We start from the raw sequence: 25,306 nt of genomic DNA, 5'->3' as shown, positions 1-25,306 counted from the left end.
AAATATGACATCCACTATCATTTTATAGTGGCCGTCATATTGCGGGTTCCGGTCCTGATCGTCGGCGCCGGCGCGGGCGGCCTGGCGAGTTGGTGGAGGAGTTGCGCGGCCAGCCGGGCACCCGGGTGCCACACGTGTGGGTGCGCGACGGAGTCTCGACGCTTGATCTGATCGGCGGCGAATTCACCGTGCTCAGCGGCGACGAGCGATGGTGCGCCGCCGCGGCTTCGGCGTCGATCGCCGCCCATCGCATCGACGGCGACGAGTGGGCCGCGGTGACCGGACTCTCGCCGGAAGGCGCGTTGCTCATCCGCCCCGACGACTTCGTCGGCTGGCGTGTCGAGAAGCTGCCCGCCGACCCGGAAGGCGAACTACGCCAGGTGCTTTCGACGATTCTCGCGCAAGCCGGGGACACGTCCCGCTAGCGGGGGCAACGCCACGCGGAGATTCGGCGTGAATTGCCCGCGTGGCGTTACGCTGGCGTTGACAAATTACAGCGGGATGTTCTTGTGGCGACCGCGGCGTGCGGGGGCCTCGGCCAGCGCCTCGCAGAGCTTGCTGCGGGTGTGTGCCGGGTCGATCTTCTCGTCGACCACGCCGATCTCGATGGCGCTGTCGACGCCGCCGGCGATCCGCTCGTGCTCGGCGGCCAACTCGTCGTGCAGCGCCTCGCGCTCGTGGTCGGGCGCGGCGGCCAGCTTGCGCTTGTGCAGGATGCCGACCGCGGCCTTGGCGCCCATCACGGCGACCTCGGCCTCCGGCCACGCGAACACCTTGGTCGCGTTCAGCGAGCGGGAGTTCATCGCAATGTAGGCCCCGCCGTAGATCTTTCGGGTCACCAGTGTGACTCGGGGGACGGTGCACTCGCCGAAGGCGTGCAACAGCTTCGCGCCGCGGCGCACCACGCCGCCCCATTCCTGGTCGACACCGGGCAGGTAGCCGGGCACGTCGACGATCACGACCAGCGGAATACCGAACGCGTCGCACAGCCGCACGAAACGTGCCGCCTTCTCCGCACTTTCGGAGTTCAGACAGCCACCCAGGCGCAACGGGTTGTTGGCCAGCACACCGACGGTGCGACCCGATAACCGGCCCAGCCCGACCACCATTGACGGCGCCCACTTTTCCTGGAACTCCTCGAACGGAGTGTCCTGGTCGAGAATCGCGGTCACGATCGGGTGCACGTCGTAGGCCCGCCGCGCCGACTCGGGCAGCAGCGCCTTGATGTCGGTGTCACCGGCCTCGGCCTTGGTGCGGTCGAAAAGCCCTTGCTGGCAAAACAATCCGACCAACCGACGGCCGCGCGCGTAGGCGTCGAGCTCGTCGTCGGCGACGATGTGGCAGACGCCGGACTTCTTGTGGTGGGTCTCCGGGCCGCCGAGCGAGGCCATGTCCACGTCCTCGCCGGTGACGCTGCGCACCACGTCAGGACCGGTGACGAACACCCGGCCCTCCGGCGCCATGATGATCACGTCGGTCAGCGCCGGCCCGTAGGCGGCCCCGCCGGCGGCAAAGCCGACTACCACCGAGATCTGCGGGACATAACCCGACGCGCGGATCATCGCCTCGAAAACCGTTCCGACGGCGTGCAATGCCTTGACACCCTCGGCCAGCCGTGCCCCGCCAGAGTGCCAGATTCCCACGATCGGGCTCTGCTCCTCGATGGCGGTGTCGTAGGCGTTGACGATGTGCTGGCATCCCTCGATGCCCATCGCGCCGCCCATCACGGTGCCGTCCGTGCAGAACGCGACGGTGCGTACGCCGTTGACGGTGCCCGCAGCGGAGAGCACACCCGAGCGGTCACGCTCGTGCAGCAGCTCGACGCTGCCGTCGTCGAAGAAGTTGCTCAGACGCAGCAACGGGTCTCGGGGGTCGAGCGACTCGCCGACCGCCTCGGGGGCCATGAGTGTCATCGCAGATCTCCTGTTTCCGGTGAGCTTGGGGTTCAATACCGCTGGGTTCTAATACCGTCCAAAGGTGATCGCCACGTTGTGACCGCCGAATCCGAACGAGTTGTTGATCGCGTACCGGTAGTTGCCCGGCCGCGGCTTACCCGCCACCACGTCCAAATCGATTTCCGGATCGAGGTTTTCCAAATTCAGTGTCGGCGGGATTACCTGCTCCCGCAACGCGAGGACCGTCAAGATCGATTCCAACGCGCCGACCGCCCCCACCGAGTGACCCAGCGCCGCCTTGGGCGCGTAGATCGCGGGGTGGTTGCCGCCCAAGGCCCGGTTGATGGCCTTGCTTTCGGCGAGGTCGCCGACCTGGGTGCCGGTGGCGTGGGCGTTGATGTGGTCGATTTCGGCTGGGGTGATGTCCGCGAGCTGGATCGCCCGCTGCATCGCGTGCGCGGCGCGTTCCCCGTTGGGATCCGGTGCCACCATGTGGAACCCGTCCGAGGTCACGCTGGCGCCCATGATGCGGGCCAGGATGTTGGCGCCGCGAGCCTTCGCGTGCTCCTCGGTCTCGATGACCATCAGCGCGCCGGCCTCGCCGAACACGAAGCCGTTGCGGTCCTTGTCGAACGGGCGGCACGCGCCGGCGGGGTTGTCGTTAGTGGTCGACATCACGACGCGCATCGCGGCGAACGCCGCGATCGGCACCGCCTCGATCTGGGTCTCGACGCCACCGCAGATCGCGATGTCGGCTTCACCGAGCACGATCTGCTGCCAGGCCCGGGCGATGCCCTCGTTACCGGACGCGCACGCCGAAACCGGCGTCATCACACCGGCTTTGGCGTGCCGTTCCAGCCCGACCGCCGCGGCCGCACCGTTGGGCATGTACTTCTGCACGCCCAACGGGGAGACCGCTTTCATGCCACGCTGGCGCATGTCGTCGTAGCTGAACACCAATTCCTCGGACGAGCCGAGGCCGGTGCCGATCGACACCGCCAAGCGGTTGGTGTCGACTTCCGGCGAACCTGCGTTCTCCCACACCCGGCGGCCCAGGATGGTCGACATTCTCTGCAGATAACCGGTGCGACGCAACTCGATACGAGTGAGCTGACTGTCGAACTCCTCCACGAGATGTCCGCCGATGCGCACGGGCAGGTTGTACTCCTCAACGAACGGGTCGGTGAGGGTGCGGATTCCACTCTGGCCGTCTAGCAACAACTTCCAGGTTTCTTCCACGTCGGGTGCCAAGGCAGTCGTCGCGGCGATGCCGGTGACGACTACGTTGGGGAAAGCTTTCCCCGTAACAAGTTCTGTCATGGGAGTGGCGAACGTTCCTTCCGTATTCGTCCGGCTCCTCCTCGGGCCGATTGCGGCCCGCATCGTCGCCGGACGTCGTGCTCTTAGTAACGCCCGAAGGCGAGGGCCACGTTGTGGCCGCCGAACCCGAATGAGTTGTTGATCGCGTAATGGAAATCGCCGGTGCGAGGTTCGCCCGCGACGATGTCCAACGAAATCTCGGGATCGGGGGTTTCGTAGTTGAGGGTTGGCGGGATGACGCCATCCCGCAGGGTCAGCACTGTCAGCACCGACTCGAGCGCCCCGACTGCGCCGATTGAGTGCCCCAGCGCCGATTTCGGCGCATACACGGCGGCCCGCTCGCATCCGGCGACGCGGATGGCATTGGCCTCTGCGGTGTCGCCGATCGGCGTCGCCGTCCCGTGGGCGTTGATGTGGTCGACGTCCTTGGGGGACAGGCCGGCCAGCTCCAGCGCCCGGGTCATGGCCCGACCAGCACGGATGCCATTCGGGTCGGGCGCAACCATGTGGAAGGCGTCCGAGGTGATACCAGAACCCAACAACCGGGCCAACGGCTTGGCGCCGCGGGCCTTGGCATGCTCTTCGGTCTCGATGAGCATTAGGGCCCCGGCCTCGCCGAACACGAACCCGTCGCGGTCCTTGTCGAACGGCCGCGACGCACGCTCGGGCTGGTCGTTGCGGGTCGACATGGCCCGCATCATCGAGAACGCCGCGATGGGCAGCGCCTCGATCGGTCCCTCGACACCGCCGCAGACGGCGACCTCGGCGTCACCCATGACGATCTGGCGCCAGGCGTGCGCGATGGCCTCGGAGCCCGACGAGCACGCGGATACCGGGGTGATGACCCCGGCGCGCGCTCCGAGCTCCAGGCCGACTACGGCAGCGGCGCCGTTGGGCATGATCATCTGAACGGCGAGCGGCGACACCTTGCGGGGGCCACCCTCGTTCATCAGGTCATAGCTCTCAACGATCCGCTCGGCGCCGCCCAGACCGGTACCCACGACGACGGTGAACCGGTCCGGATCGAGTTCCGGGCTGCCGGCCGACTCCCACAACTGGCCGCTGAGATATTTGGCCAGGCGCTGGACATACGACATACGCCGTAGGTCCAGTCGCCCCATGTGGTTGTCGATCGGCTCCTTGAGATGCCCCCCGATTTTGACCGGGAGGTCCCATTTGTCGACGAACTCGTCTTCGAGGACGCGGATGCCGCTCTCGCCGGCCAGCAAGCCCTTCCACGTGCTCTCGATGTCCGGCGCGATCGATGTCGTCGCCGCGACAGCGGTTACCACAACACTGGGGTAACCGCCGTTAGCAGTGGAAGGCTTGGTCACTTGCTGTCCGCTTCCAGCCTCGCCTGAACGTTGGCAGCAGCCTCGGGGTTCTCGGCGACTAGCTTGGAGCGCAGCGCCTCGGCGGCCTCGGGGTTCTCTTCCTCGAGCTTCTGGATGTAGGAGACGACGTCACCGACGGTGCGCAGACCGGCGAGGTCCTCGTCCGGGATCTTCACGCCGTACTTGTCCTCGGTCTGCACGGCGATCTCGACCATCGACAGCGAGTCGATGTCCAGGTCGTCGACGAACGACTTCTCCGGGGTGACCTCAGAGGGCTCAATACCGGTGACCTCTTCGATGATCTCGGCGATACCGGCGATGATTTCTTCCTGCGAAACGGCCACAGCCTTTACTTCCCTTCGTAATGTGTTGTGTTGCAATCGGTTTGATGTGCTTTTATGCGGTTGTACTGGCCGCGGCTGTTGTCAGATGTCAGCCAGCCCGTCCAGGTCTGCGGGCGACTTGACGGCACTTACCGTTACCCCCCGAAGCTCACGCTTGGCGATGCCGGCGAGGGTGCCCGCGGGCGGGAACTCCACAATCGCCTTGACATCGTGCTCAGCCAGCGTTGCGGTGCATAGATCCCATCGCACCGGCTGGACCAGCTGAGCGACCAGCGTTTCCATCGCCACTGCCGCCGAAGCGACCGGTTTTCCGTCGCGGTTGGACAGCAGCGTGGCAGTGGGCTCGGCGGTCGCAATGGCGGCCGCCGCGGCGGCGTAGCCCTCCATAGCGGACGCCATGTACTTGGTGTGGAACGCTCCGGCCACGCCGAGCGCCCGCACCCGGGCCTTGGCCGGCGGGTCTTCGGCGAGCTTTTCCAGCGCGGTCAGCGGACCGGCGGCGACGATCTGGCCGGCGGCGTTGCGGTTCGCGGGGAACAGGTCCAGCTGCTCGAGGCGGGCCAGGACTTCGGTCTCGTCCCCGCCCAGCACCGCGGACATGCCGGTCGGCTCGGCGGCACACGCCTTGGCCATCTCGGCGCCGCGGGTGGCCGCCAGGGCGACGGCGTCATCGGCGGCCATCACACCAGCGATTGCATAGGCTGCGATCTCGCCGACCGAGTGACCGGCCACGATGACGTCTTCTGGACCGTTTTGGGCGAGCAGCCCGCGCTTGGTCAGCTCCTGGTGTGCGAGCAGGGTGGTCGCGACGACCAGAGGCTGAGTGACCGACGTGTCGGTGATCTCTTCGCTCGATGCGGTGGTGCCCAGTCGAACCAGGTCCAAGCCGCTGGCCTTGGACCACAGAGTCATCTGCTCGGTCGCCCCCGGCAATTCCAGCCACGGCGAGAGCATTCCCTCAGTCTGCGAGCCCTGTCCGGGCGCCAGTAATGCAATCACGTGTCTAAGAGAACACTGTGGAAACGGTTTTGGCGGGTGTAACAGATTATGAACCTCGTCTTAGGTTTTTGTAGATACTCCACAAAACCGCTCCACAAGCTACGTATTCGATACCGCGCCGCGATCTGTTGCCTGGATCACTATCGCACGGATGACGCCGCAGAACCTCCTCTGACCGGCAGCGGAACCGCCGTTGCCGGGCTGTTACCAACACTAGAGGGGTTGGTGGGGTAGTTGAGTTGGCCGACTGTCGCGGCGACTCGCAACACGTACGCATCGCGTGGCTGAGTCGGATCGCGCCCGGTGAAGTCGGTGATGCGCTTGAGCCGGTAGCGCACGGTGTTTGGATGAACGAACAACTTGCGCGCGCAGGCCTCAATCGCGCCGCCGCAATCTAAGTAAGCGTCAAGAGTTTCGATAAGAGTGGGCCCGGCATCGGCCAGGGGTCCCATCACGTCGGTATGCAACGCGACGATGGCCGAGGCATCTCCCATCAGGGCACGTTCGGGCAGCAGCTCCCGGGCGTGCACCGGCCGCGGTGCACCGGCCCAGCCCGCAGCGGCATTCATTCCGGAGATCGCCTCGCTGGCGCTGTGATAGGCCGCGGTCAGCATCGGTGCGGTGGGCCCGATGACGACCGGGCCGTCGGCGAATGCGCTCAACAGATCGCCCAGAAACTTGTCGGTCGGGGACAACTGCCCCGACACGATGGCCACCAGCCAGGTGCCGTGCACGTCGGTGAGGGCATTGCGGCCGTGACGAGCGGCGGTGTCGCGGACGATTTGGCTGGCTCGCTCGCTGGCGACCTCGCCGTTGGTGTTGTCGCGGCTGGGCGCTGGGGTACCGACCACTACCGTCGCTGGCGCGGTGGTGTCCCAGTTCAGCGCGGCCGCGCGGGATAGCAGCTCGGGGCCGGTATCGCCGCGCACTACCGCGTCGACGACGCTGGCCTCCATCCGGCTGTCCCAGCTGCCCCGGGCCTCGGCCGCGTCCGCATAGGCCGAGGCGAAGCTGAACGCCAAGTCGCGGCTGTACTTCAAGATGCCCACCGTGAGGGCGGTCAGCTGCTCCTCGGAGCGGGCCAGTAGCGGCACGACTTCTTCGAAGAACTCCATGGTCACCCGGACCATGTCCACGCTGTGGCGCAACGCGATGCGGCGGGTGAGCTCCTGGGGGACCAATTCGAAGGCCTGCGCCGTGTAGCTGACGTTGCTGTGGGGGTCCTGCATCCACTCGACGAAGTTCACGACGGCCGTCTGTACCACGAGCGCCACGCTGGCCCGCTGCGACGCTTCCAGCTCGGCGAAGAAGGGCAACCGTTCGCCCATGGCCGTGACGGCCTCGGTGGCCAGCCGGCCGGAGTACTGCTTGAGCCGCCGCAGCACGGAGTCGGGGACCGTGTCCAGGGTCTCGAGGGGCGACCTCGGATGCTTGGCGAACGGGCCGGCGAAGGGGTTGTCATTCACCCCTAAAACCTACGCCCGATTTATGGAACTTTCCGCCAAAGCGGGTCGGGTGTCGGGGCGCGAACGGCCCGGCTGGCCGCGCGCTCGGCGCTCAGGACTCGACGCCGCATGCCACGCCAGCGTGACGCTCGGCGGGATGCGGCGCGGCGTGGCCGACGGGCGGGCGTTCGGCGGGTCGGCGGCCTGGGCCCGGCTCGCCGCGCAGTGGACTTGGTCGCGTGGTGCACCGCAGTTGCTAAACATTGTCAGGCGATGTTTGCCATCGGCGTTGCGCGGTCGCGGGCCACGGGTGGGGCTCGCGGCCTGTGATGGATAGGCCTATACGGAGAACGTGACTCTTAAAAGCCTTGCACTACTGCTATTCTCGCGTGCCTTGTGACCCTGCTCTTCTCGTGATGCGGTGAGTGCGTCTGTTCGCTACGATTGCGCCGATATCGGTGAGCTCATATTTGCGAAATAGGGAGCACGGCTATGGATTTGGTTTGCTGCCGCCAGAGGTCAATTCGGGGCTGATGTATACCGGGCCGGGGTCGGGGCCGATGCTCGCTGCCGCGGCCGGCTGGGAGGCGACGGCCGCCCAGCTGGAGGCTGCCGCGAGGGGTTGTTCCTCGGAGAATTCCGCACTGGTCGGCCGGTGGTTGGGCCCCTCCTCGATGAGGATGGCCGCCGCGGCCTCCCGGCATGTGGCGTGGCTGCAGGTCAGCGCCATTCGCGCCGCGCAGACCGCGACCCAGGCCTACGGCGCGGCAGCGGCGTACGAGGCGGCGTTCGCGATGACGGTGCCCCCGCCGGCGATCGCCGCCAATCGGGCCCGGCTGATGGTACTGGTGGCGACCAACTTTTTCGGTCAGAACACCGCGGCGATCGCGGCCACCGAGGCCGAGTACCTGGGCATGTGGGTCCAGGATGCGACCGCGATGTACGGCTACGCCGTCGCCTCGGAAACCGCAAGCAGCCTGGAACCATTCGACGAACCGTCCCAGACCACTAACCCCAACGGGCAGAACGACGAGGTCAACGCCGTCACCCGGGCCGCCAGCCAGGCCACCAGCGGACGCACCCAATCGGCGATTCAGCTTGCCTCGAACAACGCCTCAGCGCACACCGCCGGCGCGACCCCCGTCGACCCGGGGACCACCGTCACCGCGCCACCCGGGAGCACCCTCAGCCTCGGCGACAGCGTGGACGTCTCCGTCAATCCCGGGTCGGGACTCGTCACCGTTGGCAGCTTGGGCCTGGCCGACACCCAAATCAGCACCAACGGCTCCATCGTCGTCAACCTCGGCGGCAAGGTCACCCTGATATCCAACGCCCTGGTGAACGGTGTCCCGTCCGGCGGAGGAATGTTTTTCTGGGCCGAAACCGCGCCCATCACCGTGACCCCGGTGGATTCGGTCAACCCAGCAGCACTCTTCCTCAACTCCGGCTCCGTCACACTAGCCACCGGTGCCGCTCCGTCCCAGATCTTCACCTTCGGCGACGGCGTTACCGTCACGGTGGGTGCCGCCAACGCCTCCATCACCAATGTGTCCGGCACCGTCACCCTTGCCACGCTCGCGCCCGCCACCGGCGCTCCTACCGGGCTGGGGGCGGTGTCGCCGCTGAGTGCTTCGCCGGGTCTGGCGGGGACCGCGGCGATTCAACCGCAGGTCAACGTGGACTTGCTGACCCAGGGTCTATCCGGTGTCGACCTCGCCGCCGCTGACTTGGCGGTAGCGGTCGGATGACCCGGATGACGTTGTAATCCGCGGCCTAGGCGACGCCGGGGTCGGACGTCTGCTTCGGCGCGGCCTGGACGTCGTCGATCCGGTACTGACGCGCCGCCGCGAGCGGCACCGACGGGTCGATCTCGCCGTCGCGGGCCAGCGCCTCGAGCACCGCCACCACCTGCGACTCCGCGTCGGTGTTGAAGAACCGCCGGGCCGCCGGGCGGGTGTCGGAGAAGCCGAACCCGTCGGTGCCCAGCGTGACGAAGGTATTCGGCACCCACTGCCGGATCTGCTCGGGCACCCCACGCATCCAGTCCGACACGGCGATCACCGGCCCGGTGGCGCCTTCGAGCGCTTTCGTGATGTACGGGACGCCGGCCGGCTTGTCGGGATAACGCAGCTGGGCCTGCTGGATCGCCAGCCCGTCGCGATTGAGCTCACCCCAACTGGTCACCGACCACACGTCGGCGGCGACGTCCCACTCGGCGGCCAGCATCTCGGCCGCCTTCACCGCCGACGGCATCGCCACCCCGGAGGCCAGGATCTGCGCGGTGTTGGTGCGCCGCTCGCTGGCCATCTGGTACCGGTAGATTCCGCGCAGCACGCCCTCGGGATCGAGGTTGTGCGGCTCGGCCGGCTGTACGTAGGGCTCGTTGTAGATGGTGATGTAGAAGTAGATGTTCTCCGGGTTGGGGCCGAACATCCGCGCCAGCCCGCTCTCGACGATGTAGGCGATCTCGTAGGCGAACGCCGGGTCGTACGAGACGACCGCCGGGTTCGTGGCGGCCAGCAGTAGCGAGTGACCGTCGGCGTGCTGCAGGCCCTCGCCGGTCAGCGTGGTGCGACCGGCGGTGGCCCCCAACACAAATCCGCGCGCCATCTGGTCGGCCGCAGCCCAGAACCCGTCGCCGGTGCGCTGGAACCCGAACATCGAGTAGAAGATGTAGAGCGGGATCATCGGCTCGTTGTGCGTCGCGTACGACGTGCCGGCCGCGGTGAACGACGCAGTCGAGCCGGCCTCGTTGATGCCCTCGTGCAGGATCTGCCCGATTTCACTTTCCTTGTACGCCAACATCAAATCGGCGTCCACCGCCGTGTAGAGCTGGCCGAGGCGGTTGTAGATCTTCAGCGACGGGAACCACGAGTCCATGCCGAACGTGCGGGCCTCGTCGGGAATGATCGGCACGATACGCGGGCCAATCTCCTTGTCCCGCATCACTTCTTTGAAGGTGCGCACCAGTGCCATCGTGGTGGCGACCTCTTGGTGCCCCGAGCCCTTCTTCAGCGGTGCGTAGATGTCGCGGCTGGGAAGCTTGAGCGCCTTGGCTTTCGTCGGGCGCTCGGGCAGGAAGCCGCCTAGCTGGCGACGCCGGTCCAGCATGTAGCGGATCTCGGGGGCATCGGGTCCGGGGTGATAGTAGGGCGGCAGGTAGGGGTCTTCCTCCAGTTGAGCGTCGCTGATCGGAATCCGGATGGCGTCGCGGAAATACTTAAGGTCTTCTATCGCAAGCTTTTTCATCTGATGCGTGGCGTTACGACCCTGGAAGTGCGCGCCCAGCGAGTAGCCCTTGATGGTCTTGGCCAGGATCACCGTCGGCTGTCCCTTGTGGTCGACGGCGGCGCGGTAGGCGGCATAGACCTTGCGGTAGTCGTGGCCACCGCGCTTGAGATTCCAGATCTCGGAATCGGTCATCGATTCGACGAGCGCCTTGGTGCGCGGATCGCGGCCGAAGAAGTGGTCGCGGACGTAGGCGCCGTCGTTAGCCTTGTAGGTCTGGTAGTCGCCGTCGGGCGTGGTGTTCATCAGGTTCACCAGCGCGCCGTCGCGGTCGGCGTGCAGCAGGGCGTCCCACTCGCGGCCCCAGACCACCTTGATCACGTTCCATCCGGCGCCGCGGAAGAACGACTCCAGTTCCTGAATGATCTTGCCGTTTCCGCGCACCGGACCGTCGAGGCGCTGCAGGTTGCAGTTGATGACGAACGTCAAATTGTCCAGCGCCTCGTTGGCGGCCACCTGGATCAGGCCGCGGCTCTCCGGTTCGTCCATCTCGCCGTCGCCGAGGAACGCCCACACATGCTGATCCGAGGTGTCCTTGATGCCGCGGTCGTGCAGGTAGTGGTTGAAGCGGGCCTGGTAGATGGCGTTCATCGGGCCCAGGCCCATCGACACCGTCGGGAACTCCCAGAAGTCGGGCATCAGCCGCGGGTGGGGATACGACGGCAGCCCGCCGCCCGGGTGGCTGTGCTCCTGCCGAAAGCCGTCGAGTCGGTCAGCGGTCAGCCGGCCTTCCAGGAACGCGCGCGCGTAAATCCCGGGGGACGCGTGGCCCTGGATGAACACCTGGTCGCCGCCGCCCGGGTGCGCCTTGCCGCGGAAGAAGTGGTTGAAACCGACCTCGTACAGCGCCGCCGACGAGGCGTACGTCGAAATGTGGCCGCCCACGCCGATTCCCGGACGCTGGGCGCGGTGCACCATGATCGCGGCGTTCCAGCGGATCCAGGCCCGGAAGCGACGTTCGACGTCCTCGTCGCCGGGGAACCACGGTTCCAGCTCGGTCGGGATGGTGTTCACGTAGTCGGTGGACGTCAGCGCCGGCAGCGACACCCGCTGTTCGCCCGCGCGTTCCAGCAACCGCAACATCAGGTAGCGGGCCCGGCCCGGACCCGAGCGCTCCAGCAGTTCATCGAAGGACTCCAGCCACTCCGACGTTTCCTCGGGATCGATGTCGGGCAGATACGACGCGACACCGTCTCGGATCACCCGGACGCGATCGGGTTCGCTTCCGTTGCTTGGGGTTTTGGCCAGATCGTGGCGCGCGAACTCGGTCGTCAACTTCGGCTCCTGTTGTCGGCGGTCACCTGCACGGGTGTCCGTCTCCCTATCGTGCCGTACCGGCGCCTCGGGCGGGTAGCCGCAATCGGATCGCTGGCGAACATCACCCGGCGACACGAAACCGCGATGCGTTGACGGCACCGGCAATCGCCACCCGGTAACGTCACAAACCGTGCTCACCGGATGGAAAGTCGTCCCTCGCACGCACGGGGGAGAATTCCCCAAGCGTGGCGTGCTGGCGGTTGGCTGCATCGCCGCCGCGTTGATGGGCATCGTGGGGTGCACCACCGTCACGAACGGCACCGCCACACCCGACACGAAGGTCGCTCCGGCCTACCGGCAATCGGTCTCGTCGTCGGTGTCGGCCTCGATCGCGACGTCCAGCGTCCGGGAGTCCCAGCGGCAACAATCGCTGACCACCAAGGCGGTCCGCAGTTCGTGCGACTCGCTGGCCACCACCAGCAAGGAAGCCATCGACAAAGTGAACGCCTACGTCGGGGCGTTCAACGGGGGCCGCGGCACCGGCCCGTTCGAGGGCCCGGCCATCGACGCTCTCAACAACAGCGCCTCCACGGTGAGCAACAATTTCAACGATGCGCTATCGGCCCAGCTGAAGGACGCGTTCAACGCTTACATCGACGCCGCGCGCGGCGTGGCCAACGCGATCGGCACTCACGCGGCGACCGGTGAATTCAACCGTCGGGTCGATCAACTCAACGACACCAAAACCAAGGCGCTGAAATTGTGCCTGGCGTCCTTCTGAGGCGGAGTGTGAACCAGCTTCTGGCTGTGCGACGATAATCCCCAATCGCATGGCGCGCAGGTTGTTGTTGAAGGAGGTCCACGGTGGTCGCGGCGGATGACGCCTCGAACTACGCTCGCAAGCTGGGCGTCCAACGAGACCAGGTTGTCCAGGAGTTCGGTTGGGACGAGGACACCGATGACGACATCCGCGCGGCGGTCGAGGAGGCCTGCGGCTCCGAGTTGCTCGATGAGGACACCGACGAGGTGGTCGACGTCGTCCTGCTCTGGTGGCGCGACGGCGACGGTGACCTGGTGGACACCCTGATGGACGCCATCAGCCCGCTGGCCGAGGACGGCGTGATCTGGGTGCTGACACCCAAGACCGGCAAGCCCGGCCACGTGCTGCCCGCCGAGATCGCCGAAGCGGCTCCGACCGCCGGCCTGATGCCGACGTCGTCGGTCAACCTGGGGGACTGGAGCGCCAGCCGGCTGGTGCAGCCGAAGTCGCGCGCCGGGAAGCGTTAATGCTGCCTGTCGGGACGACGGCCCCCGATTTCACTCTGCGCGACCAGAACCAGCAGCGCGTCACCCTGAGCAGCTATCGCGGCGACAAGAACGTACTGCTGGTGTTCTTCCCGTTGGCGTTTACCGGGATTTGCCAGGGTGAGCTGGACCTGCTGCGCGATCACCTGCCCGAATTCGAAAACGACGAGAGCGTGGTGCTGGCGATCTCGGTGGGGCCCCCGCCCACGCACAAGGTCTGGTCGATCGAAAGCGGCTTCCTGTTTCCGGTGCTGTCGGACTTTTGGCCGCACGGCGAGGTCTGTCAGGCCTACGGCGTGTTCAACGACCACGCCGGTTATCCGAACCGCGGCACGTTCGTGGTCGACCGGTCCGGGATCATCCGGTTCGCCGAGATGAAAGAACCGGGTGAAGCGCGCGATCAGCGATTGTGGACCGAGGCGCTGGACGCTTTGCGGGCCTGAGAGTTTGAGCTCCCGGCCGTCGGGCGTGTAGCCTGCGGCGGGCATAGAGGGCGCGTAGCTCAGTGGTAGAGCTCTGGTTTTACACACCAGCGGTCGGCGGTTCGATACCGTCCGCGCCCACCATCCCAAGTCCCCGATCAGAGGTGCGGCTCACTTCCTGCCCACCGTCAATCCTCCAGCGCGTGCCCGATGCGTTGCATGACATGGGTGGTGGCGCGGTCGAGCACATCCGGTGTCAACCGCAGTCTGCCGACGACGTCGCCGTTCAACGCACCGGCAAGTCCGTGCATCGAAGACCAAATGAACAGCGCGTCGAGGTCAACCTGATCTGAGCTCGACGTTGCGGGGCCGTGGATGCGACGCAAGGCTTGCCGTAGTACGTCAAATGCGTGAATCGCGTCACGCACCAACTCGGGGCCTTCGGCCGTTTCCGGCCAGGGGGTGGAGAACATCAGCCGATATTCCAATGGGTGCTGTTGGGCGTAGCTGAGGTAGCGGCGTCCCAGCGAGGCTAATTCGTCGCCGGGGTCATCGAAATGCTCTCGGGCGTCCAGATACTCGGCGAACCGTTGAAAGCAGCGGCGCATCACCTCGGCAAGCAGATGGTCGCGGCTGGGGTAATGCTTGTACGGCGCCTGATGAGAGACGCCGAGTTTGCGTGCCACCTCGCGCAGGCTCAGATTCTCCACACCGCGTTCTGCGATCACTTGCTGAGCCGCCACGATGTAGGCCTCACGGGCGCTGGCAGTGTTGTCTGACTGGCTGGCGGTCACGACCTAGATTAACGAGGCGGGCGCCGGCTGCGGCTTTTCTGCGTCGACCGCCATCGATTTCATCACCTGCGCCAACACCAGGACCTGCAACGGTCGCGGCAGCAGCGACAGTGACCAGCCCAGTAGCTTCGCCAGCCCTCCGGGACGTGTGGTGGTGCGATGGCCCAGGGCGTGCAAGGTTGCGCGGGCAACCACCGCGGGTTTCGTCGCGGCGGCGATGTGCATATTCGCGCGAGCCGCGAAAACCGCTGTGTACCGGCCCGGGCGCGGACGAGATGACGTCGACGCCCATGGGGGCGAATTCTCGGCTCAGGCCCTCGGCGAGGCTTTGAATATAGGCTTTGGTGGCGGCGTAGTTGGCGGCTTGTGGAACGCCGGCGAAACCCAGCAACGAGCTCATGAGGACGATGCCACCGCGGCCCCGCTCGGCAAGCCGGCGCCCGTAGTGCCACGTCATCTCAAGTACCGCAGCGCAATTCACGGTCAACAGCTCGACTTCGGCAGTCAAAGGTGCGTCGATCAATCGCCCTGATGTCCCAAAGCCGGCCGCCGCCACAACGAGTCCTATATCGAGGTCGCTGGTTGCTGCGACCAGCCGGTCGACTGAGTGGGGTTGCGCCAAGTCCAAAGGGACCACACGGCACGAAACATGTTGGTGCGCAACGAGTTCAGCGGACAAGGCCTCCAGCATCGCCGCGCGGCGGGCCACCAGAACGACATTCAAACCTCGTGCCGCCAACTGAGTGACGAACTCGCGGCCGATGCCGTCGCTGGCGCCGGTCACAAGCGCCCACGGTCCATAGCGACGCGCAAACGCCGACGTCGTCGCAGTCGCTCTAGTCTGCATGGCTGCTCCCGTTTCCCGAGCGTGGTTGACACTGTCTACCAGGGTAGGCACCATGGTTGACACTGTCAACCAGCTCAGGATGGTGCGCATGCTTCCCGCGGTGCTGCCCGGCCGCCGCGTCCGCCGACATGCCAGCGCAGGGCCGCCGTCCACCAATGTTCGTCTCGTTCAGCGTCATCGTGCGCGATCGCTAGCATGGTTTTGAGTGGCCGTCGTGCCGGGTAGCCGGAAGGGCACCGTTACACAAAGGTGCAACATGTCATCTGAACAGGCGCCGCCCCCGCCCAAATCGGCGCCGGGATGGTACCCAGACCCTGCCGGGGTCGGCCATGGGTTGCAGCGGTACTTCGACGGCCGGCAGTGGACCAGCGAGTGGGCTTTCGCCGCGGAGGCGCTCAAGGACTCACCCGCGGACCCGTCGAAGAAGGACATCTCGAGAAAGGCGGCCCTGGCCGTGGCGGCACTCGTCGCGCTCGGTCTGCTCATCATCATCGGCAAAAGCTGGGGTTTCGACGATAGGAATGACAGCCAGGCGACGTCGTCGTCGAGCGGTCCGGCCGCGGCTGGACCGTCGACACTAACCGAGGCGATGCCACCGACCCCGACCGGCCCCAAGAAGCCAGACGGAGTGGCCTTCGCCATTTCTGCTGGCCCGAATGGCGACGTCGTCGACGCCCGATTTGCCATTCGGGACAATTACACCGAGACGATGATCAAAGACGGTGCGCGGCACGACACCATCGACATTCTCCGATACGCACGAGCGACCTACCCGGACGCTTCCGCCGTGAACGTGCAGGGCACCTTCCCGATGACCGACCCATACGGCAATACCGCGACTCACGTTGCCATCGATCTCACGTATTCGCGAGAAACGTTGAATAAGATCAACTTTGATGGCGTGAGCAAGAACAGTATCTGGGAGATTCGCGATTCCGGCTCTATTCTTCCTGCTTTTCAGCCCTAGCCGTGAAGCCCATGTCGAGGTGCGTTCCGGTGGCAGCGCTCGCCGGCCGCGTGGTCGCGGAATGGCCACCGGGTGTTCTGCTGCACGACCGTGGCTGCCCGAGCTCGAGCCGATTCCGTCGATCAGTTCGCGGGGCGGGACCGACGATGAGGGAAACTATGTGACGCTGCTGGCTAACGATAGCGAGGGCAATGCCGTGGTCTTCTCGGAATACGACAACTACTAGCAGGAGCGTCTGTGAAGTTCGTGCTGGCCGGCTACGGCACTCGCGGCGATGTCGAGCCGTTCGCCGCGCTCGCTCGCGAGCTGCGCAGCCGGGGTCACGACGTGTGCCTGGCGGTCCCGCCCTGGATGCTCGGCTTCGTCGAGTCGACGGGGCTTGCCGCGGTCGCGTTCGGCACGAATCCGCCGCCGCTGGGCGGCGTGGACGACGTCGTGCGGCGCGTCACCCAGATCCTGGCGGACTGGAGCACGGGCTTCAAGGCGCTGGCGAATGGGGCCGACCTGCTGGTGACGGGCAAGGGCGAGCAACGCGTGGCCGCCAATGTCGCGGAATACTACGGAATCCCGCATGCGGCATTGCATTTCTTCCCTGGCGACCCCACGATCCCGGGCGGCCTGATGGGGGAGCTGACCCAGCAGGCGCACAACGCTCAACGTCGCGATCTGAGCCTGCCCGACGTCGCCGCGCCCGCGCGAGAACCCTTGGAAATCCAGGCATATGACGAGTTCTGCTTTCCCGGGCTGGCCACCGAATGGGCGCAACGGGGTAAGCGACGGCCCTTCGTCGGGGCACTGACGATGGAGTTGCCGACGGACGCCGACGCGGAGGTGTTGTCGTGGATCGCCGCGGGAACGCCGCCGATCTACTTCGGGTTCGGCGGCGCCATGACGCTGCCCAATCCCGCCGAGACGGTGGCCGTGATCACCGCGGCCTGTGCGCAGTTGGGGGAGCGGGCGTTGATCGGTGGCGGGCCGCCCGGCATTGCACCTGCCGGTCACGTGAAGTTGGTGGACGCGGTGAATCATGCGGCGGTTTTCCCGGCCTGTCGGGCGGTCGTCCACCATGGCGGTGCCGGAACCACGGCCACTGCGATGCGCGCCGGCGTTCCGACGTTGATCCTGTGGCATGCCGGCGACGATCAGCCGGTGTGGGCGGCGGCGGTCACCCGGCTGGGAGTCGGCTTCGGGCGCGAATTCTGGTCCACCACTCCGGATTTACTGATCGCGGGGCTGCGCTCGATTCTCGCGCCGGACTGCGTTGCGCGGGCCCGCGAGTTGGCGACCACGACGACCGAACCCGCCGAAAGCGTTGCGAGGGCAGCCGATCTTCTCGAGGACGCCGCCGGTGCAGGACGGGGCGGCTAGGCCGCGACGACGGGTGAATGCGCGGTAGCCGTTCGGATAACGCGGCGTTCCGTTGTCGCTGCTTGCCTGGGTATGGCATTGTCTGGGAGCGTGAGCGAGGTACCCGGTTCTCAGAGCGCCAGTGCGGCCCACACGGCACCTGGCGTCGGGCCGCTGTCGGCGGCGAATCAACCGGCTACCAAGGCCGATCTGTACGCCGCCGTCGATGCCTTGCGCGCCGACATGCGCGAGCTGATGAACGAGGTCCGCAAGCTGATTCAGGAAGCGGATCGTCAGGTGACCGACGCCGAGCGCGCGACGGGCGACGATCGCGACGGTCTCGACGACGCGTGGTGATGGGTCTCCGTCGGCGGGATCGTCGCGCTGTGCCGGTGTTATAGCACCCTAACCAGCCGATTCGCCGCTCGAAAGACGTTCTTTCAGTTGATGTTTCACAATCGGCAAAACATCTTTCGCAGCTCGTACTCACAGTCAGCCAACGCCGAGCGCCGGCGGTACGATCTTGCTATGTCGTTGGCCAGCGGCAGTGCGATTGCCAGGCGCATCGTCCTGCGGCTGCTGGGATGCATTGAGATGGACGAAGTTCACTTCGCCCGTCATCTCCGTTTGCCCGGCGGCACATCGCTCAGAATACCGAGCACCGGCGACTTCGCCGGACGACGCCTACTGCCGATGCCTCCTGAGAGACGGATCCGGCGCCCGTCAACGACGACACCCGCAGGCGATCACACCTGCGGCCTAGGTGATTATCCGAAGTCCGTCGGGACGGGCTCTTGCAGAATGGAAGCCCTCTCATGTTAACCGGCACCTACCGATTCAATGGCATCACCAGCTATGTCGGCATTCCGATTGCCGCCATCGCGTTGCTCGGCGGCGTTGCAATAGTGCGCGGCGGTGCAGCAGCGGCTGACCCAAACGACGACAAATTTCTGGCGCTTCTCGATGATGAAGGCGTCCCCGCCGTGGCAGGCGTGCCAAGCCTCGTCGAGACGGCTCACAAGGTTTGTCAGGCACTGGATAACGGCACGCCGGCGAACCGCGTTGTGGACACTCTGGTTGACAATGCCGTGAGCGATGATCCGTCCCAGAGCCAGATCGCCCGCGGCCCCCTCACACGCACCGAGGGGCGCTTCGTCATTGCAGCAGTCGGGGCCTACTGCCCATACGACAAGAGCAAACTCGCGGTCCTCATCACCCGTCCCAAAGCGGGATGGAATGAGCCGACCCGGCGGGCCGCCGACGGCATTCACCCGGCGGGTTTTCAGGTTCATGGCAGCGCGCCCGTCTCGCTGATCGGAATTGTTCGCCCCGCAGGGATCGCCGATCCGGACCCGCCGACGATTCCCGAACCACCGCCTTTGGCGCACCTCCAGGCACCACCGCCGCCGATCGCGGCACCGCCTCGACCACAGCAGCCGTTACCTCAACGTTTGCCTGCGCCTCCGCCACAGGAGCCACCGCCTCCGCAACAGTTGCCTGCGCCTCCGCAGCAGCTGCCGCCCGCGCCGCAGGAGCCGCCGCCGCCTCCGCAACAAGTGGCTCCGCCTCCGCCACAGGAACCGCCGCCGCCTCCTCCGCAACAGTTGCCGCCGCCCTCGCCGCCCGCGCCACCGCCTCCGCCGACTTCGCCACCGAAGGAGCCGGGGTTGATCAGGGTCGCACCTTGAGACCGGGCAGTGCCAACCCCGACCAGCAGCCCGCTCTATTCGCAGAGATCCTCGGTTGGCGGTCGCACCGCGACGGTGTGAAAGATCGGCAGCAGCTGCGTGACGTCCCCTTCCCAGGGCAGGGTCGCCAGCTGACGCCGGCTGCGCCGCCCGCCGAAGACGCGTAGCGCCTCGAAATCGCTGAGCTCAACCGCGATTTGGCCGGGCGCCTTGGCGGGGTCGCCGAGCTGCGTGGTTCCCGTGGTCGGGGTCGTCAGTTGCAGGCATGGAAGCGCATTGCGCCGGATGGTCCGGTCGATCATCGTCGTCAAGAATCCGACGGCCACGGCGAACGCCGGATCCGCTGTCCGAGAACCGGGTTCGGCGAGCGCGCCGCGGATGTCGTGTTCATGGATGAGGGCATCGAAAACTGCTTGGGCACCAACGAGTTTCGGGCTCGCCGCCAAGAATTCGGTGACCGCCTCGGTCGCCGTCGCCCACAGGTCCAGCACCTCGTCGAGGCGGCGGCCGGCCAGACGGTCGAGCTGGGCCTGGGTCCATTCGTCGGTGCCCGCGTTGTCGAGGTTTGCCGCGACCGCGTCCTCGGCGGTACCGGCCAGGTGGCAAACGGTCTGGCGAATCGACCACGCGGGACAGGCCGGCACGACGCGCTCGCATACGTCGGTGCGGCCCCGCAGCAGCGCATCGACGCGGCCCTGCACGAGGCGGTACGCCGCCGCGGCGTCGGCGCTGGAGCGCAGGTGGCTTCGCACGCCGGTCGCGTCGGTCATGGCGGACACCTTACCCAAATATTAAGAGAACGGTAAGAGCGACGCGGCCGCGGGGGCGGCTGTCGCCGGGTTCGCCCACGGCGGCACTATGAGTGCGTGAAGCCGTTTCGAATCGACGTTCCCGACGACGTACTCGACGATCTGCGGTCGCGCCTCGCGCGCACTCGATGGCCGGAAGCCGAATGCGTGGACGACTGGAGTCAGGGCATTCCGCTGGCCTACACCCGCGAGCTGGCCGACTACTGGGCCAACGAATACGACTGGCGGTCTCGTGAGGCCGCGCTCAATCGCTTCGACCAGTTCGTCACCGATATCGACGGGCTGGACATTCATTTCATTCACCAGCGGTCCCCGCACTCCGACGCCTTCCCGCTGGTGATCACGCATGGCTGGCCGGGCTCAATTGTGGAGTTCCACAAGGTGATTGAGCCACTGACCAATCCGCCGTCCGGGCGTGCCGAGGATGCCTTTCATGTCGTGTGTCCGTCGCTGCCCGGCTACGGCTTTTCCGGCAAGCCCACCCGCACCGGGTGGGGCGTGGAGAAGATCGCGCAGGCCTGGGAGCAGCTGATGCGCCGGCTCGGCTACGACCGCTACGGCGCTCAGGGCGGCGATTGGGGTGCCGCCGTCACCACGCAGATCGGCCGAAACGGTGGCCATTGCGCGGGGATTCACCTGAACATGCCGATCGGCCGTCCGGGTAACCTCGACAATCCGACCGAGCAGGAGAAAGCCGCTCTGGCCGGGCTGGCCAACCACCGCAAGTGGGGCACCGGCTATTCCAAGCAGCAGTCCACTCGGCCGCAGACGCTCGGCTACGGTCTGGCCGACTCGCCCGTCGGGCAGCTGGCGTGGATCGTCGAGAAGTTCTGGGACTGGGCCGATTGCGACGGTCACCCCGAGAACGCGGTGAGCCGAGACGAGCTGCTCGACAACGTGATGGTGTACTGGGTGACCAACACCGCCGCGTCGTCGGCCCGGCTGTACTGGGAGAGCTTCAGCGTCTGGGGCGGGGGTGGCCGCGTCGAATTGCCCACCGGCGTAGCCGCTTTCCCGGGTGAGCTGCTGAAGTCACCCCGCATCTGGTGCGAGCCGAACTACCACATCACGCACTGGACCGACATGCCGCGCGGCGGTCACTTCGCCGCGTTCGAACAACCCGAGCTGTTCGTCGAGGACCTGCGTACGTTTTTCGGCACGGTTCGCTAAGAGCTCAGCCGTCCACGCTGCCCGAGTGTGCATTTCACGACGCAACACGCCGGGTGTGCGTCGTGGAGTTCACGCTCGGTGGGTGCGGGGCCCGCTGCGTCACCCCGGCGGGCGAAGAACTCCAGCGCGATGCAGGTGACGATGGTGGCCTTTGCTGCTCGTGCCGGCGTCGCCATCTAGACGATCCGCCAGCCGCGGCGTGCCCGAAATCGCATGTCCCACAGGTAAAGCTGATAACCGAAGATCCACGCGCGGTGCGGGATGAACAGATCGGCCAGCCGCAACGCGGACAGCAGCCACTCGAACCGCCGCTGCTGACGCTGCGACCAGTCCAGTTGCATCATCGCCCGGAACTCCGGGGCCAAGAACCCCGTCGTCGCGAACAGGTTGAGCGGACGGGCCAGCATCCGCAGCGGCCACGGCAGAAACGCCATGGCGGCCACGCCGCGCAGGTGCTCGCGCACCGGCGGGTCGATGCGCAGCTGGTCGAGCGAACGCTTCCAGTACTCGTCGAACGCGACGAGGTCCGGCGGCCACATCCGCTCGGGCACCTGCAATGTCGTGCCCAACCGCTTGGCGTCCTGATAGACCGCCTCGGCGCTGGCCTCGTCCAGGGGACCATTGAGGAACTCGTGCTGATCGACGAAGTAGCGATACAGGCAGGCGGCCACCCACAGCTGCAGCTTGGGGTCGAACGCGTTGTAGGACACCGGGCTGACCGCCGTGGACCGCACCTGGCGATGTGCGACGTCGACGGCGTCGCGGATCAGCGCGCGGTCGGACTCGGTCCCGATGGTCGCCACCGCCAGGTAGGTGCCGGTGGTGCGGGCCCGTTTGAACGGGTGTTTGTAGACGTTGCCGCTGTCGACCGGACTTTCCAGCACGCCGTAGCCGACGCCCGGCAGGGACAGCTGCATGATCACGTTCGCGGCGGGCAGCAGCGGTGCCGCCGCGTTGAGCAGGTCGGCCACCCGGGTCACGGCCTTCATATAGGCGAGTAGACCACGTCGACGGCCCAGACGTCAGGTCCCGCCCGAAGTGGGCAGACCTCAGTGATGCGATCCGGAAGGCGCATGTGAGACGCTGCCGAAGTGCTTGTGACGCGGACCCGGATCGTCGGCGTGCTGGTCGGCTGCCTGGCCGATCTCGCGCTGAGCGATCCGAAACGGGGCCATCCCGTCGCGGCATTCGGCGACGCGGCCGCCTGGCTGGAGCGGTTCACCTACCGCGACGCGAAGATCGCGGGCGCACTTCACGTCAGTCTCGCCGTCGGCACGGTGGGGCTGATCGGCACGGCCGTACAGCGGGCCACCACACACCGCGACCCGCTGTGGCCGATCGCCGCCACCGCCACCGCGACCTGGGTCGCGCTGGGCGGAACGTCGCTGGCGCGCACCGGCCTGGACATGGCGCGGCTGCTCGACCGCAACGACATCGACGCCGCGCGGCAGCTGCTGCCGTCGCTGTGTGGGCGCGACCCGTCCCGGCTGGACGGCTCGGGGCTGACCCGCGCGGCGCTGGAGTCCGTCGCCGAGAACACCTCCGATGCGCAAGTGGCCCCGCTGCTGTGGGCGAGCGCGAGCGGGGTGCCCGGTGTGCTGATGTATCGAGCGATCAACACCCTGGACGCGATGATCGGCCACCGCTCGCCGCGTTACATCCGATTCGGTTGGGCTGCAGCACGATTGGACGACTTGGCCAACTACGTCGCGGCCCGGGTGACCGCGGTGCTGGTGGTGGTGTGCGCACCACTGGTCGGCGGGTCGGCATTGGGCGCGGTTGCGGCCTGGCACCGCGACGCGGTTCGCCATCCCAGTCCCAACGCCGGCGTCGTCGAGGCGGCTTTCGCCGGCGCGCTGGGGGTGCGGCTGGGCGGGCCCACGCAGTATCACCACGAGCTGCAGATCCGCCCGACCCTGGGCGACGGGCGCCAGCCCGGTGCGGCCGATCTGCGCCGCGCGGTCGCGCTGTCGCGAATTGTGCAGCTGGGGGCCGCGGCGTTGCTGGCCGCGGTATCGAGTGTGCGCCCAGGGCGTTGAGTGCGCGCGGACGGCGGCCAGTGCGCGGCTGGGGCGCCCGCACGGCACACTCAACGGCGGCGGCCGTAGCGGTCGGCGAGTTTCTCCTCGACGGTCATCGGGGTTTCAGGCGCTTTCGCTTGCTTTTCCTGACGCCGGATCCGGATTTCGGAGTAGGCGAAATAGCCCAGCCCGATCGGGGCCAGGATGCCGAACGAAATCCACTGGATGCCGTAGGACAGGAACGGTCCGGCGTCCAGGTGCGGCACGCCGATCAAGCCAAGACCGCCCGGCTGGTCTTCGACGAGCTGTAGATACGACCCGGCCAGCGGCACCTTGGTCAACACCGAGACCTGATCGGTGTTGATCGAATACACTTGCTGCACACCGTCTCTGGAGAACGGCTCCTTGTCGGTAACCGCGGGCTCGGAGTCACGCAGCCGCGCCGTGATCGTCACCTTGTCCTGCGGCGGGCGGGGGATCGGCGGGACGTGCGAGCCGGGCTCGGGGCGCACGTAACCGCGATCGACGAGCACGGTCGGCCCGTCGTCGACGACAAATGGGACCAGCACCTCAAAGGCCTGATCGCCCTCGACGACCCGCAAGCGGGCCAGCACCTCGACGTCGGGCAGGTAATGCCCCGTCGCGGTCACGCGTCGCCACTGCGCGGCCTGCGCCGACGAATCCTGCTGCGGCAACAAGGTTTTCAACGGCACCGGCGCGGTGTTCAGCGAGTTCTCGATCTGGTGGTTTTCGCGTGACGTGCGGGCGTTCTTTCCCAGCTGCCACGGCGCGAGCACCATGAAACACAGGTAGGTGAAGGCGATGACCACCAGGATCAGCGCTACCCAGCCGGGCCGGAGCAGGAATGCCAACCGTGCGAGAAAGCGATGCATCAACCGTGCCCGTTCTGCGCCAGCTGTTCGTCGACCCAGTCGTGCAGGCCGGGCAGCGCGGCCTCGATGACGGCCAACACCTCTTCGAAGTCCGCGTGGTCGCCGTAGTAGGGATCCTCGACGTCGAGGGCATGGGCGCCCGATCGCGGGTCGAACGAGCGCAGCATCCTGACCCGGTCGCTCTCCACACCGAGCTGCTGCAACATCCGAAGGTGGTTGCGGCCCAGGGCCACCACCAGGTCGGCACCCAGGTGGTCGTCGTTGACCTGCGCGGCGCGGTGCGCGGTGGAGTAGCCGTGGGCCCGCAGCACCTTGGCCGCCCGCTCGTCGGCGCCACTGCCGACGTGCCAGTTGCCGGTGCCCGCACTGGTCACCCGGACCGCATCGGCGAGACCACGCTGCCGCAGCTGGTCGGCGAACATCTTCTCGGCCATTGGCGAGCGACAGATGTTGCCGCTGCAGACGAAGGTCACGTGCAAGGGATCAGACACCCAACGCCCTCCGCAGCTCGGAGATCGTCGCGGCATGCGTCACGCCGTGGTAGCCGTCGGCGAAATCGGCCTTGCCGTAGCCCCAACCGACCACCACGGTGTCGATACCGTGCGCGGCCGCGCCGTCGACGTCGTGGCTGCGGTCGCCGACCATCAGCACTCGCTCGGGCAGCGGCTGCAGTTGGGCCAGCGCGTGCGCCAGCACCTCCTCCTTGCTGCGGCGCGACCCGTCCGGGCACGCGCCCGCGATGACCTCGAAATGGTGATCGAGCGCGAAGTGGGCAAGCACGCGGCGTGCCGTCGGCTCCAGCTTGGAGGTGGCCACGGCCAGCCGCACCCCGGCGGCGCGCAGATCGGCCAGCAGCGGCTCGATCCCGTCGAACAGGCTGTTGTTCGACCAGCCCCGGGCGCCGTATTCGGCCCGGAACGCCGCGAACGCCGCGTCGGCGTCCTCGCCGAGCATCAATTGAAACGTTTCGTCCATCGGCGGGCCGACGATCTGCGCGGCCAGGTCACCCTCGGGCACCTTCGCGCCAACGTGCTCGAGCGCATGGGTGAAGCTGGCGACGATCCCCGCCGCGGAATCGGTCAAAGTGCCGTCGAGATCGAAGATCACCAGCTGCGGGGCCTGGCCATCGGCCGAAACTGCTCCTGTCACGTCACCATTGTC

Annotated in this window: 25 protein-coding genes, 1 tRNA gene and 1 pseudogene; 13 read left to right on the top strand and 14 right to left on the bottom strand. The window is 66.7% G+C overall.

Features of this window, described 5'->3' with window-relative positions:
• Positions 1 to 86: 86 nt before the first annotated feature.
• Positions 87 to 425, top strand: a pseudogene (locus MJO58_RS16870) (aromatic-ring hydroxylase C-terminal domain-containing protein); the annotation flags it as partial.
• Between the two features lie 66 nt (positions 426 to 491).
• Here the strand turns inward: MJO58_RS16870 and MJO58_RS16865 are convergent.
• From MJO58_RS16865 to MJO58_RS16840, 6 genes are all read right to left on the bottom strand, one after another.
• Positions 492 to 1,913, bottom strand: coding sequence for an acyl-CoA carboxylase subunit beta (locus tag MJO58_RS16865; protein ID WP_090603530.1), 1,422 nt, complete (start codon positions 1,911 to 1,913; stop codon positions 492 to 494).
• A gap of 48 nt (positions 1,914 to 1,961) precedes the next feature.
• A complete protein-coding gene (gene kasB / locus MJO58_RS16860; protein ID WP_090603528.1) occupies positions 1,962 to 3,215 on the bottom strand; it encodes a 3-oxoacyl-ACP synthase KasB in 1,254 nt (417 codons plus the stop codon).
• Positions 3,216 to 3,298: 83 nt separating this feature from the next.
• Positions 3,299 to 4,549, bottom strand: a complete 1,251-nt coding sequence (kasA, locus tag MJO58_RS16855) for a 3-oxoacyl-ACP synthase KasA (RefSeq protein WP_090603526.1) — start codon at positions 4,547 to 4,549, stop codon at positions 3,299 to 3,301.
• Positions 4,546 to 4,893: a meromycolate extension acyl carrier protein AcpM gene (gene acpM, locus MJO58_RS16850; RefSeq protein WP_090603524.1), complete on the bottom strand. Its 348-nt coding sequence runs from the start codon at positions 4,891 to 4,893 to the stop codon at positions 4,546 to 4,548. Before acpM ends, kasA begins: the two co-directional genes overlap by 4 nt.
• Before the next feature lie 81 nt (positions 4,894 to 4,974).
• Complete coding sequence (locus MJO58_RS16845) at positions 4,975 to 5,892, bottom strand: ACP S-malonyltransferase (RefSeq protein ID WP_239720115.1); 918 nt, start codon at positions 5,890 to 5,892, stop codon at positions 4,975 to 4,977.
• 140 nt (positions 5,893 to 6,032) lie between these two features.
• A complete protein-coding gene (locus MJO58_RS16840) occupies positions 6,033 to 7,358 on the bottom strand; it encodes a PucR family transcriptional regulator (RefSeq protein ID WP_239720114.1) in 1,326 nt (441 codons plus the stop codon).
• Positions 7,359 to 7,795: 437 nt separating this feature from the next.
• Between MJO58_RS16840 and MJO58_RS28750 the strand changes: the two genes are divergently transcribed.
• Entirely contained in the window at positions 7,796 to 9,085 is a 1,290-nt protein-coding gene (locus MJO58_RS28750) for a PPE family protein (protein WP_276553173.1), read from the top strand.
• A 25-nt stretch (positions 9,086 to 9,110) separates the two neighbouring features.
• On the opposite strand, the gene aceE is transcribed toward MJO58_RS28750, so the two are convergent.
• Positions 9,111 to 11,900 (bottom strand): pyruvate dehydrogenase (acetyl-transferring), homodimeric type, encoded by a 2,790-nt coding sequence (aceE, locus tag MJO58_RS16830; RefSeq protein ID WP_239720113.1) that lies wholly within the window; start codon positions 11,898 to 11,900, stop codon positions 9,111 to 9,113.
• 172 nt (positions 11,901 to 12,072) lie between these two features.
• On the opposite strand from aceE, the gene MJO58_RS16825 reads away from it, so the two are divergent.
• From MJO58_RS16825 to MJO58_RS16810, 4 genes are all read left to right on the top strand, one after another.
• Positions 12,073 to 12,663, top strand: coding sequence for an Rv2240c family protein (locus tag MJO58_RS16825; RefSeq protein WP_090603515.1), 591 nt, complete (start codon positions 12,073 to 12,075; stop codon positions 12,661 to 12,663).
• 83 nt (positions 12,664 to 12,746) lie between these two features.
• Positions 12,747 to 13,169 carry a DUF3052 domain-containing protein gene (locus MJO58_RS16820; protein WP_036469938.1) on the top strand — a complete coding sequence of 141 codons (423 nt, stop codon included), beginning with the start codon at positions 12,747 to 12,749 and terminating at the stop codon, positions 13,167 to 13,169.
• On the top strand, positions 13,169 to 13,630 hold the full coding sequence (locus MJO58_RS16815; RefSeq protein WP_090603513.1) for a peroxiredoxin: 462 nt from the start codon (positions 13,169 to 13,171) through the stop codon (positions 13,628 to 13,630). The genes MJO58_RS16820 and MJO58_RS16815 overlap by 1 nt, the downstream gene beginning before the upstream one ends.
• 48 nt (positions 13,631 to 13,678) lie before the next feature.
• Positions 13,679 to 13,753: transfer RNA gene (locus tag MJO58_RS16810), tRNA-Val, on the top strand.
• 44 nt (positions 13,754 to 13,797) lie between these two features.
• On the opposite strand, the gene MJO58_RS16805 is transcribed toward MJO58_RS16810, so the two are convergent.
• Both MJO58_RS16805 and MJO58_RS16800 read right to left on the bottom strand, forming a co-directional pair.
• Positions 13,798 to 14,352, bottom strand: a complete 555-nt coding sequence (locus MJO58_RS16805; RefSeq protein WP_239720112.1) for a TetR/AcrR family transcriptional regulator — start codon at positions 14,350 to 14,352, stop codon at positions 13,798 to 13,800.
• Positions 14,353 to 14,362: 10 nt separating this feature from the next.
• Positions 14,363 to 15,340 (bottom strand): SDR family NAD(P)-dependent oxidoreductase, encoded by a 978-nt coding sequence (locus MJO58_RS16800; protein ID WP_239720111.1) that lies wholly within the window; start codon positions 15,338 to 15,340, stop codon positions 14,363 to 14,365.
• 166 nt (positions 15,341 to 15,506) lie between these two features.
• Here MJO58_RS16800 and MJO58_RS16795 point away from each other — a divergent pair, with 166 nt between their 5' ends.
• The 5 genes from MJO58_RS16795 to MJO58_RS28745 all read left to right on the top strand — a co-directional run bounded on the left by MJO58_RS16795 (position 15,507) and on the right by MJO58_RS28745 (position 19,252).
• Positions 15,507 to 16,217, top strand: coding sequence for a DUF2510 domain-containing protein (locus MJO58_RS16795; RefSeq protein ID WP_350355922.1), 711 nt, complete (start codon positions 15,507 to 15,509; stop codon positions 16,215 to 16,217).
• A 61-nt stretch (positions 16,218 to 16,278) separates the two neighbouring features.
• The gene (locus MJO58_RS16790) at positions 16,279 to 16,443 is read left to right on the top strand and encodes a hypothetical protein (protein WP_239720109.1); all 165 of its coding nucleotides are present in this window, start codon (positions 16,279 to 16,281) and stop codon (positions 16,441 to 16,443) included.
• Positions 16,444 to 16,454: 11 nt separating this feature from the next.
• On the top strand, positions 16,455 to 17,585 hold the full coding sequence (locus tag MJO58_RS16785) for a glycosyltransferase (RefSeq protein WP_239720108.1): 1,131 nt from the start codon (positions 16,455 to 16,457) through the stop codon (positions 17,583 to 17,585).
• A 90-nt stretch (positions 17,586 to 17,675) separates the two neighbouring features.
• Positions 17,676 to 17,921, top strand: a complete 246-nt coding sequence (locus MJO58_RS16780) for a hypothetical protein (RefSeq protein WP_239720107.1) — start codon at positions 17,676 to 17,678, stop codon at positions 17,919 to 17,921.
• Between the two features lie 458 nt (positions 17,922 to 18,379).
• Entirely contained in the window at positions 18,380 to 19,252 is an 873-nt protein-coding gene (locus MJO58_RS28745; RefSeq protein WP_276553172.1) for a DUF732 domain-containing protein, read from the top strand.
• Between the two features lie 35 nt (positions 19,253 to 19,287).
• On the opposite strand, the gene MJO58_RS16765 is transcribed toward MJO58_RS28745, so the two are convergent.
• The gene (locus MJO58_RS16765; RefSeq protein WP_239720106.1) at positions 19,288 to 20,022 is read right to left on the bottom strand and encodes a maleylpyruvate isomerase N-terminal domain-containing protein; all 735 of its coding nucleotides are present in this window, start codon (positions 20,020 to 20,022) and stop codon (positions 19,288 to 19,290) included.
• A 96-nt stretch (positions 20,023 to 20,118) separates the two neighbouring features.
• On the opposite strand from MJO58_RS16765, the gene MJO58_RS16760 reads away from it, so the two are divergent.
• The gene (locus MJO58_RS16760; protein WP_239720105.1) at positions 20,119 to 21,231 is read left to right on the top strand and encodes an epoxide hydrolase family protein; all 1,113 of its coding nucleotides are present in this window, start codon (positions 20,119 to 20,121) and stop codon (positions 21,229 to 21,231) included.
• Between the two features lie 176 nt (positions 21,232 to 21,407).
• Here MJO58_RS16760 and MJO58_RS16755 read toward each other — a convergent pair whose 3' ends face one another.
• Positions 21,408 to 22,220: an oxygenase MpaB family protein gene (locus MJO58_RS16755; protein ID WP_239720104.1), complete on the bottom strand. Its 813-nt coding sequence runs from the start codon at positions 22,218 to 22,220 to the stop codon at positions 21,408 to 21,410.
• 102 nt (positions 22,221 to 22,322) lie between these two features.
• On the opposite strand from MJO58_RS16755, the gene MJO58_RS16750 reads away from it, so the two are divergent.
• Positions 22,323 to 23,270, top strand: a complete 948-nt coding sequence (locus MJO58_RS16750; RefSeq protein WP_239720103.1) for a cobalamin biosynthesis protein — start codon at positions 22,323 to 22,325, stop codon at positions 23,268 to 23,270.
• 50 nt (positions 23,271 to 23,320) lie between these two features.
• Here the strand turns inward: MJO58_RS16750 and MJO58_RS16745 are convergent, their stop codons facing one another.
• Genes MJO58_RS16745 through MJO58_RS16735 form a run of 3 tightly spaced genes read right to left on the bottom strand, consistent with a single transcriptional unit; the run spans position 23,321 to position 25,294 of the window.
• Positions 23,321 to 24,145: an SURF1 family cytochrome oxidase biogenesis protein gene (locus MJO58_RS16745; protein WP_239720102.1), complete on the bottom strand. Its 825-nt coding sequence runs from the start codon at positions 24,143 to 24,145 to the stop codon at positions 23,321 to 23,323.
• A complete protein-coding gene (locus MJO58_RS16740) occupies positions 24,145 to 24,636 on the bottom strand; it encodes a low molecular weight protein-tyrosine-phosphatase (RefSeq protein WP_090603493.1) in 492 nt (163 codons plus the stop codon). Before MJO58_RS16740 ends, MJO58_RS16745 begins: the two co-directional genes overlap by 1 nt.
• A complete protein-coding gene (locus MJO58_RS16735) occupies positions 24,629 to 25,294 on the bottom strand; it encodes an HAD-IA family hydrolase (protein WP_175364452.1) in 666 nt (221 codons plus the stop codon). Before MJO58_RS16735 ends, MJO58_RS16740 begins: the two co-directional genes overlap by 8 nt.
• Positions 25,295 to 25,306 lie beyond the last annotated feature (12 nt).

The organism is Mycobacterium lentiflavum, assembly GCF_022374895.2.
In the GTDB taxonomy this organism is placed as follows: domain Bacteria; phylum Actinomycetota; class Actinomycetes; order Mycobacteriales; family Mycobacteriaceae; genus Mycobacterium; species Mycobacterium lentiflavum.
Note: the sequence above shows the minus strand (reverse complement) of the source record. Positions and strands in the feature narration are given on the sequence as shown.

Excerpts from the sequence above, each read along its gene's own strand:
- MJO58_RS16865 (WP_090603530.1), bottom strand. The coding sequence starts at position 1,913 with ATGACACTCATGGCCCCCGAGGCGGTCGGCGAGTCGCTCGACCCCCGA.
- kasB (WP_090603528.1), bottom strand. The coding sequence starts at position 3,215 with ATGACAGAACTTGTTACGGGGAAAGCTTTCCCCAACGTAGTCGTCACC.
- MJO58_RS16815 (WP_090603513.1), top strand. The coding sequence starts at position 13,169 with ATGCTGCCTGTCGGGACGACGGCCCCCGATTTCACTCTGCGCGACCAG.
- MJO58_RS16800 (WP_239720111.1), bottom strand. The coding sequence starts at position 15,340 with ATGCGCACCATCCTGAGCTGGTTGACAGTGTCAACCATGGTGCCTACC.
- MJO58_RS16795 (WP_350355922.1), top strand. The coding sequence starts at position 15,507 with ATGTCATCTGAACAGGCGCCGCCCCCGCCCAAATCGGCGCCGGGATGG.
- MJO58_RS16790 (WP_239720109.1), top strand. The coding sequence starts at position 16,279 with ATGGCCACCGGGTGTTCTGCTGCACGACCGTGGCTGCCCGAGCTCGAG.
- MJO58_RS28745 (WP_276553172.1), top strand. The coding sequence starts at position 18,380 with ATGTTAACCGGCACCTACCGATTCAATGGCATCACCAGCTATGTCGGC.
- MJO58_RS16765 (WP_239720106.1), bottom strand. The coding sequence starts at position 20,022 with ATGACCGACGCGACCGGCGTGCGAAGCCACCTGCGCTCCAGCGCCGAC.
- MJO58_RS16755 (WP_239720104.1), bottom strand. The coding sequence starts at position 22,220 with ATGAAGGCCGTGACCCGGGTGGCCGACCTGCTCAACGCGGCGGCACCG.
- MJO58_RS16745 (WP_239720102.1), bottom strand. The coding sequence starts at position 24,145 with ATGCATCGCTTTCTCGCACGGTTGGCATTCCTGCTCCGGCCCGGCTGG.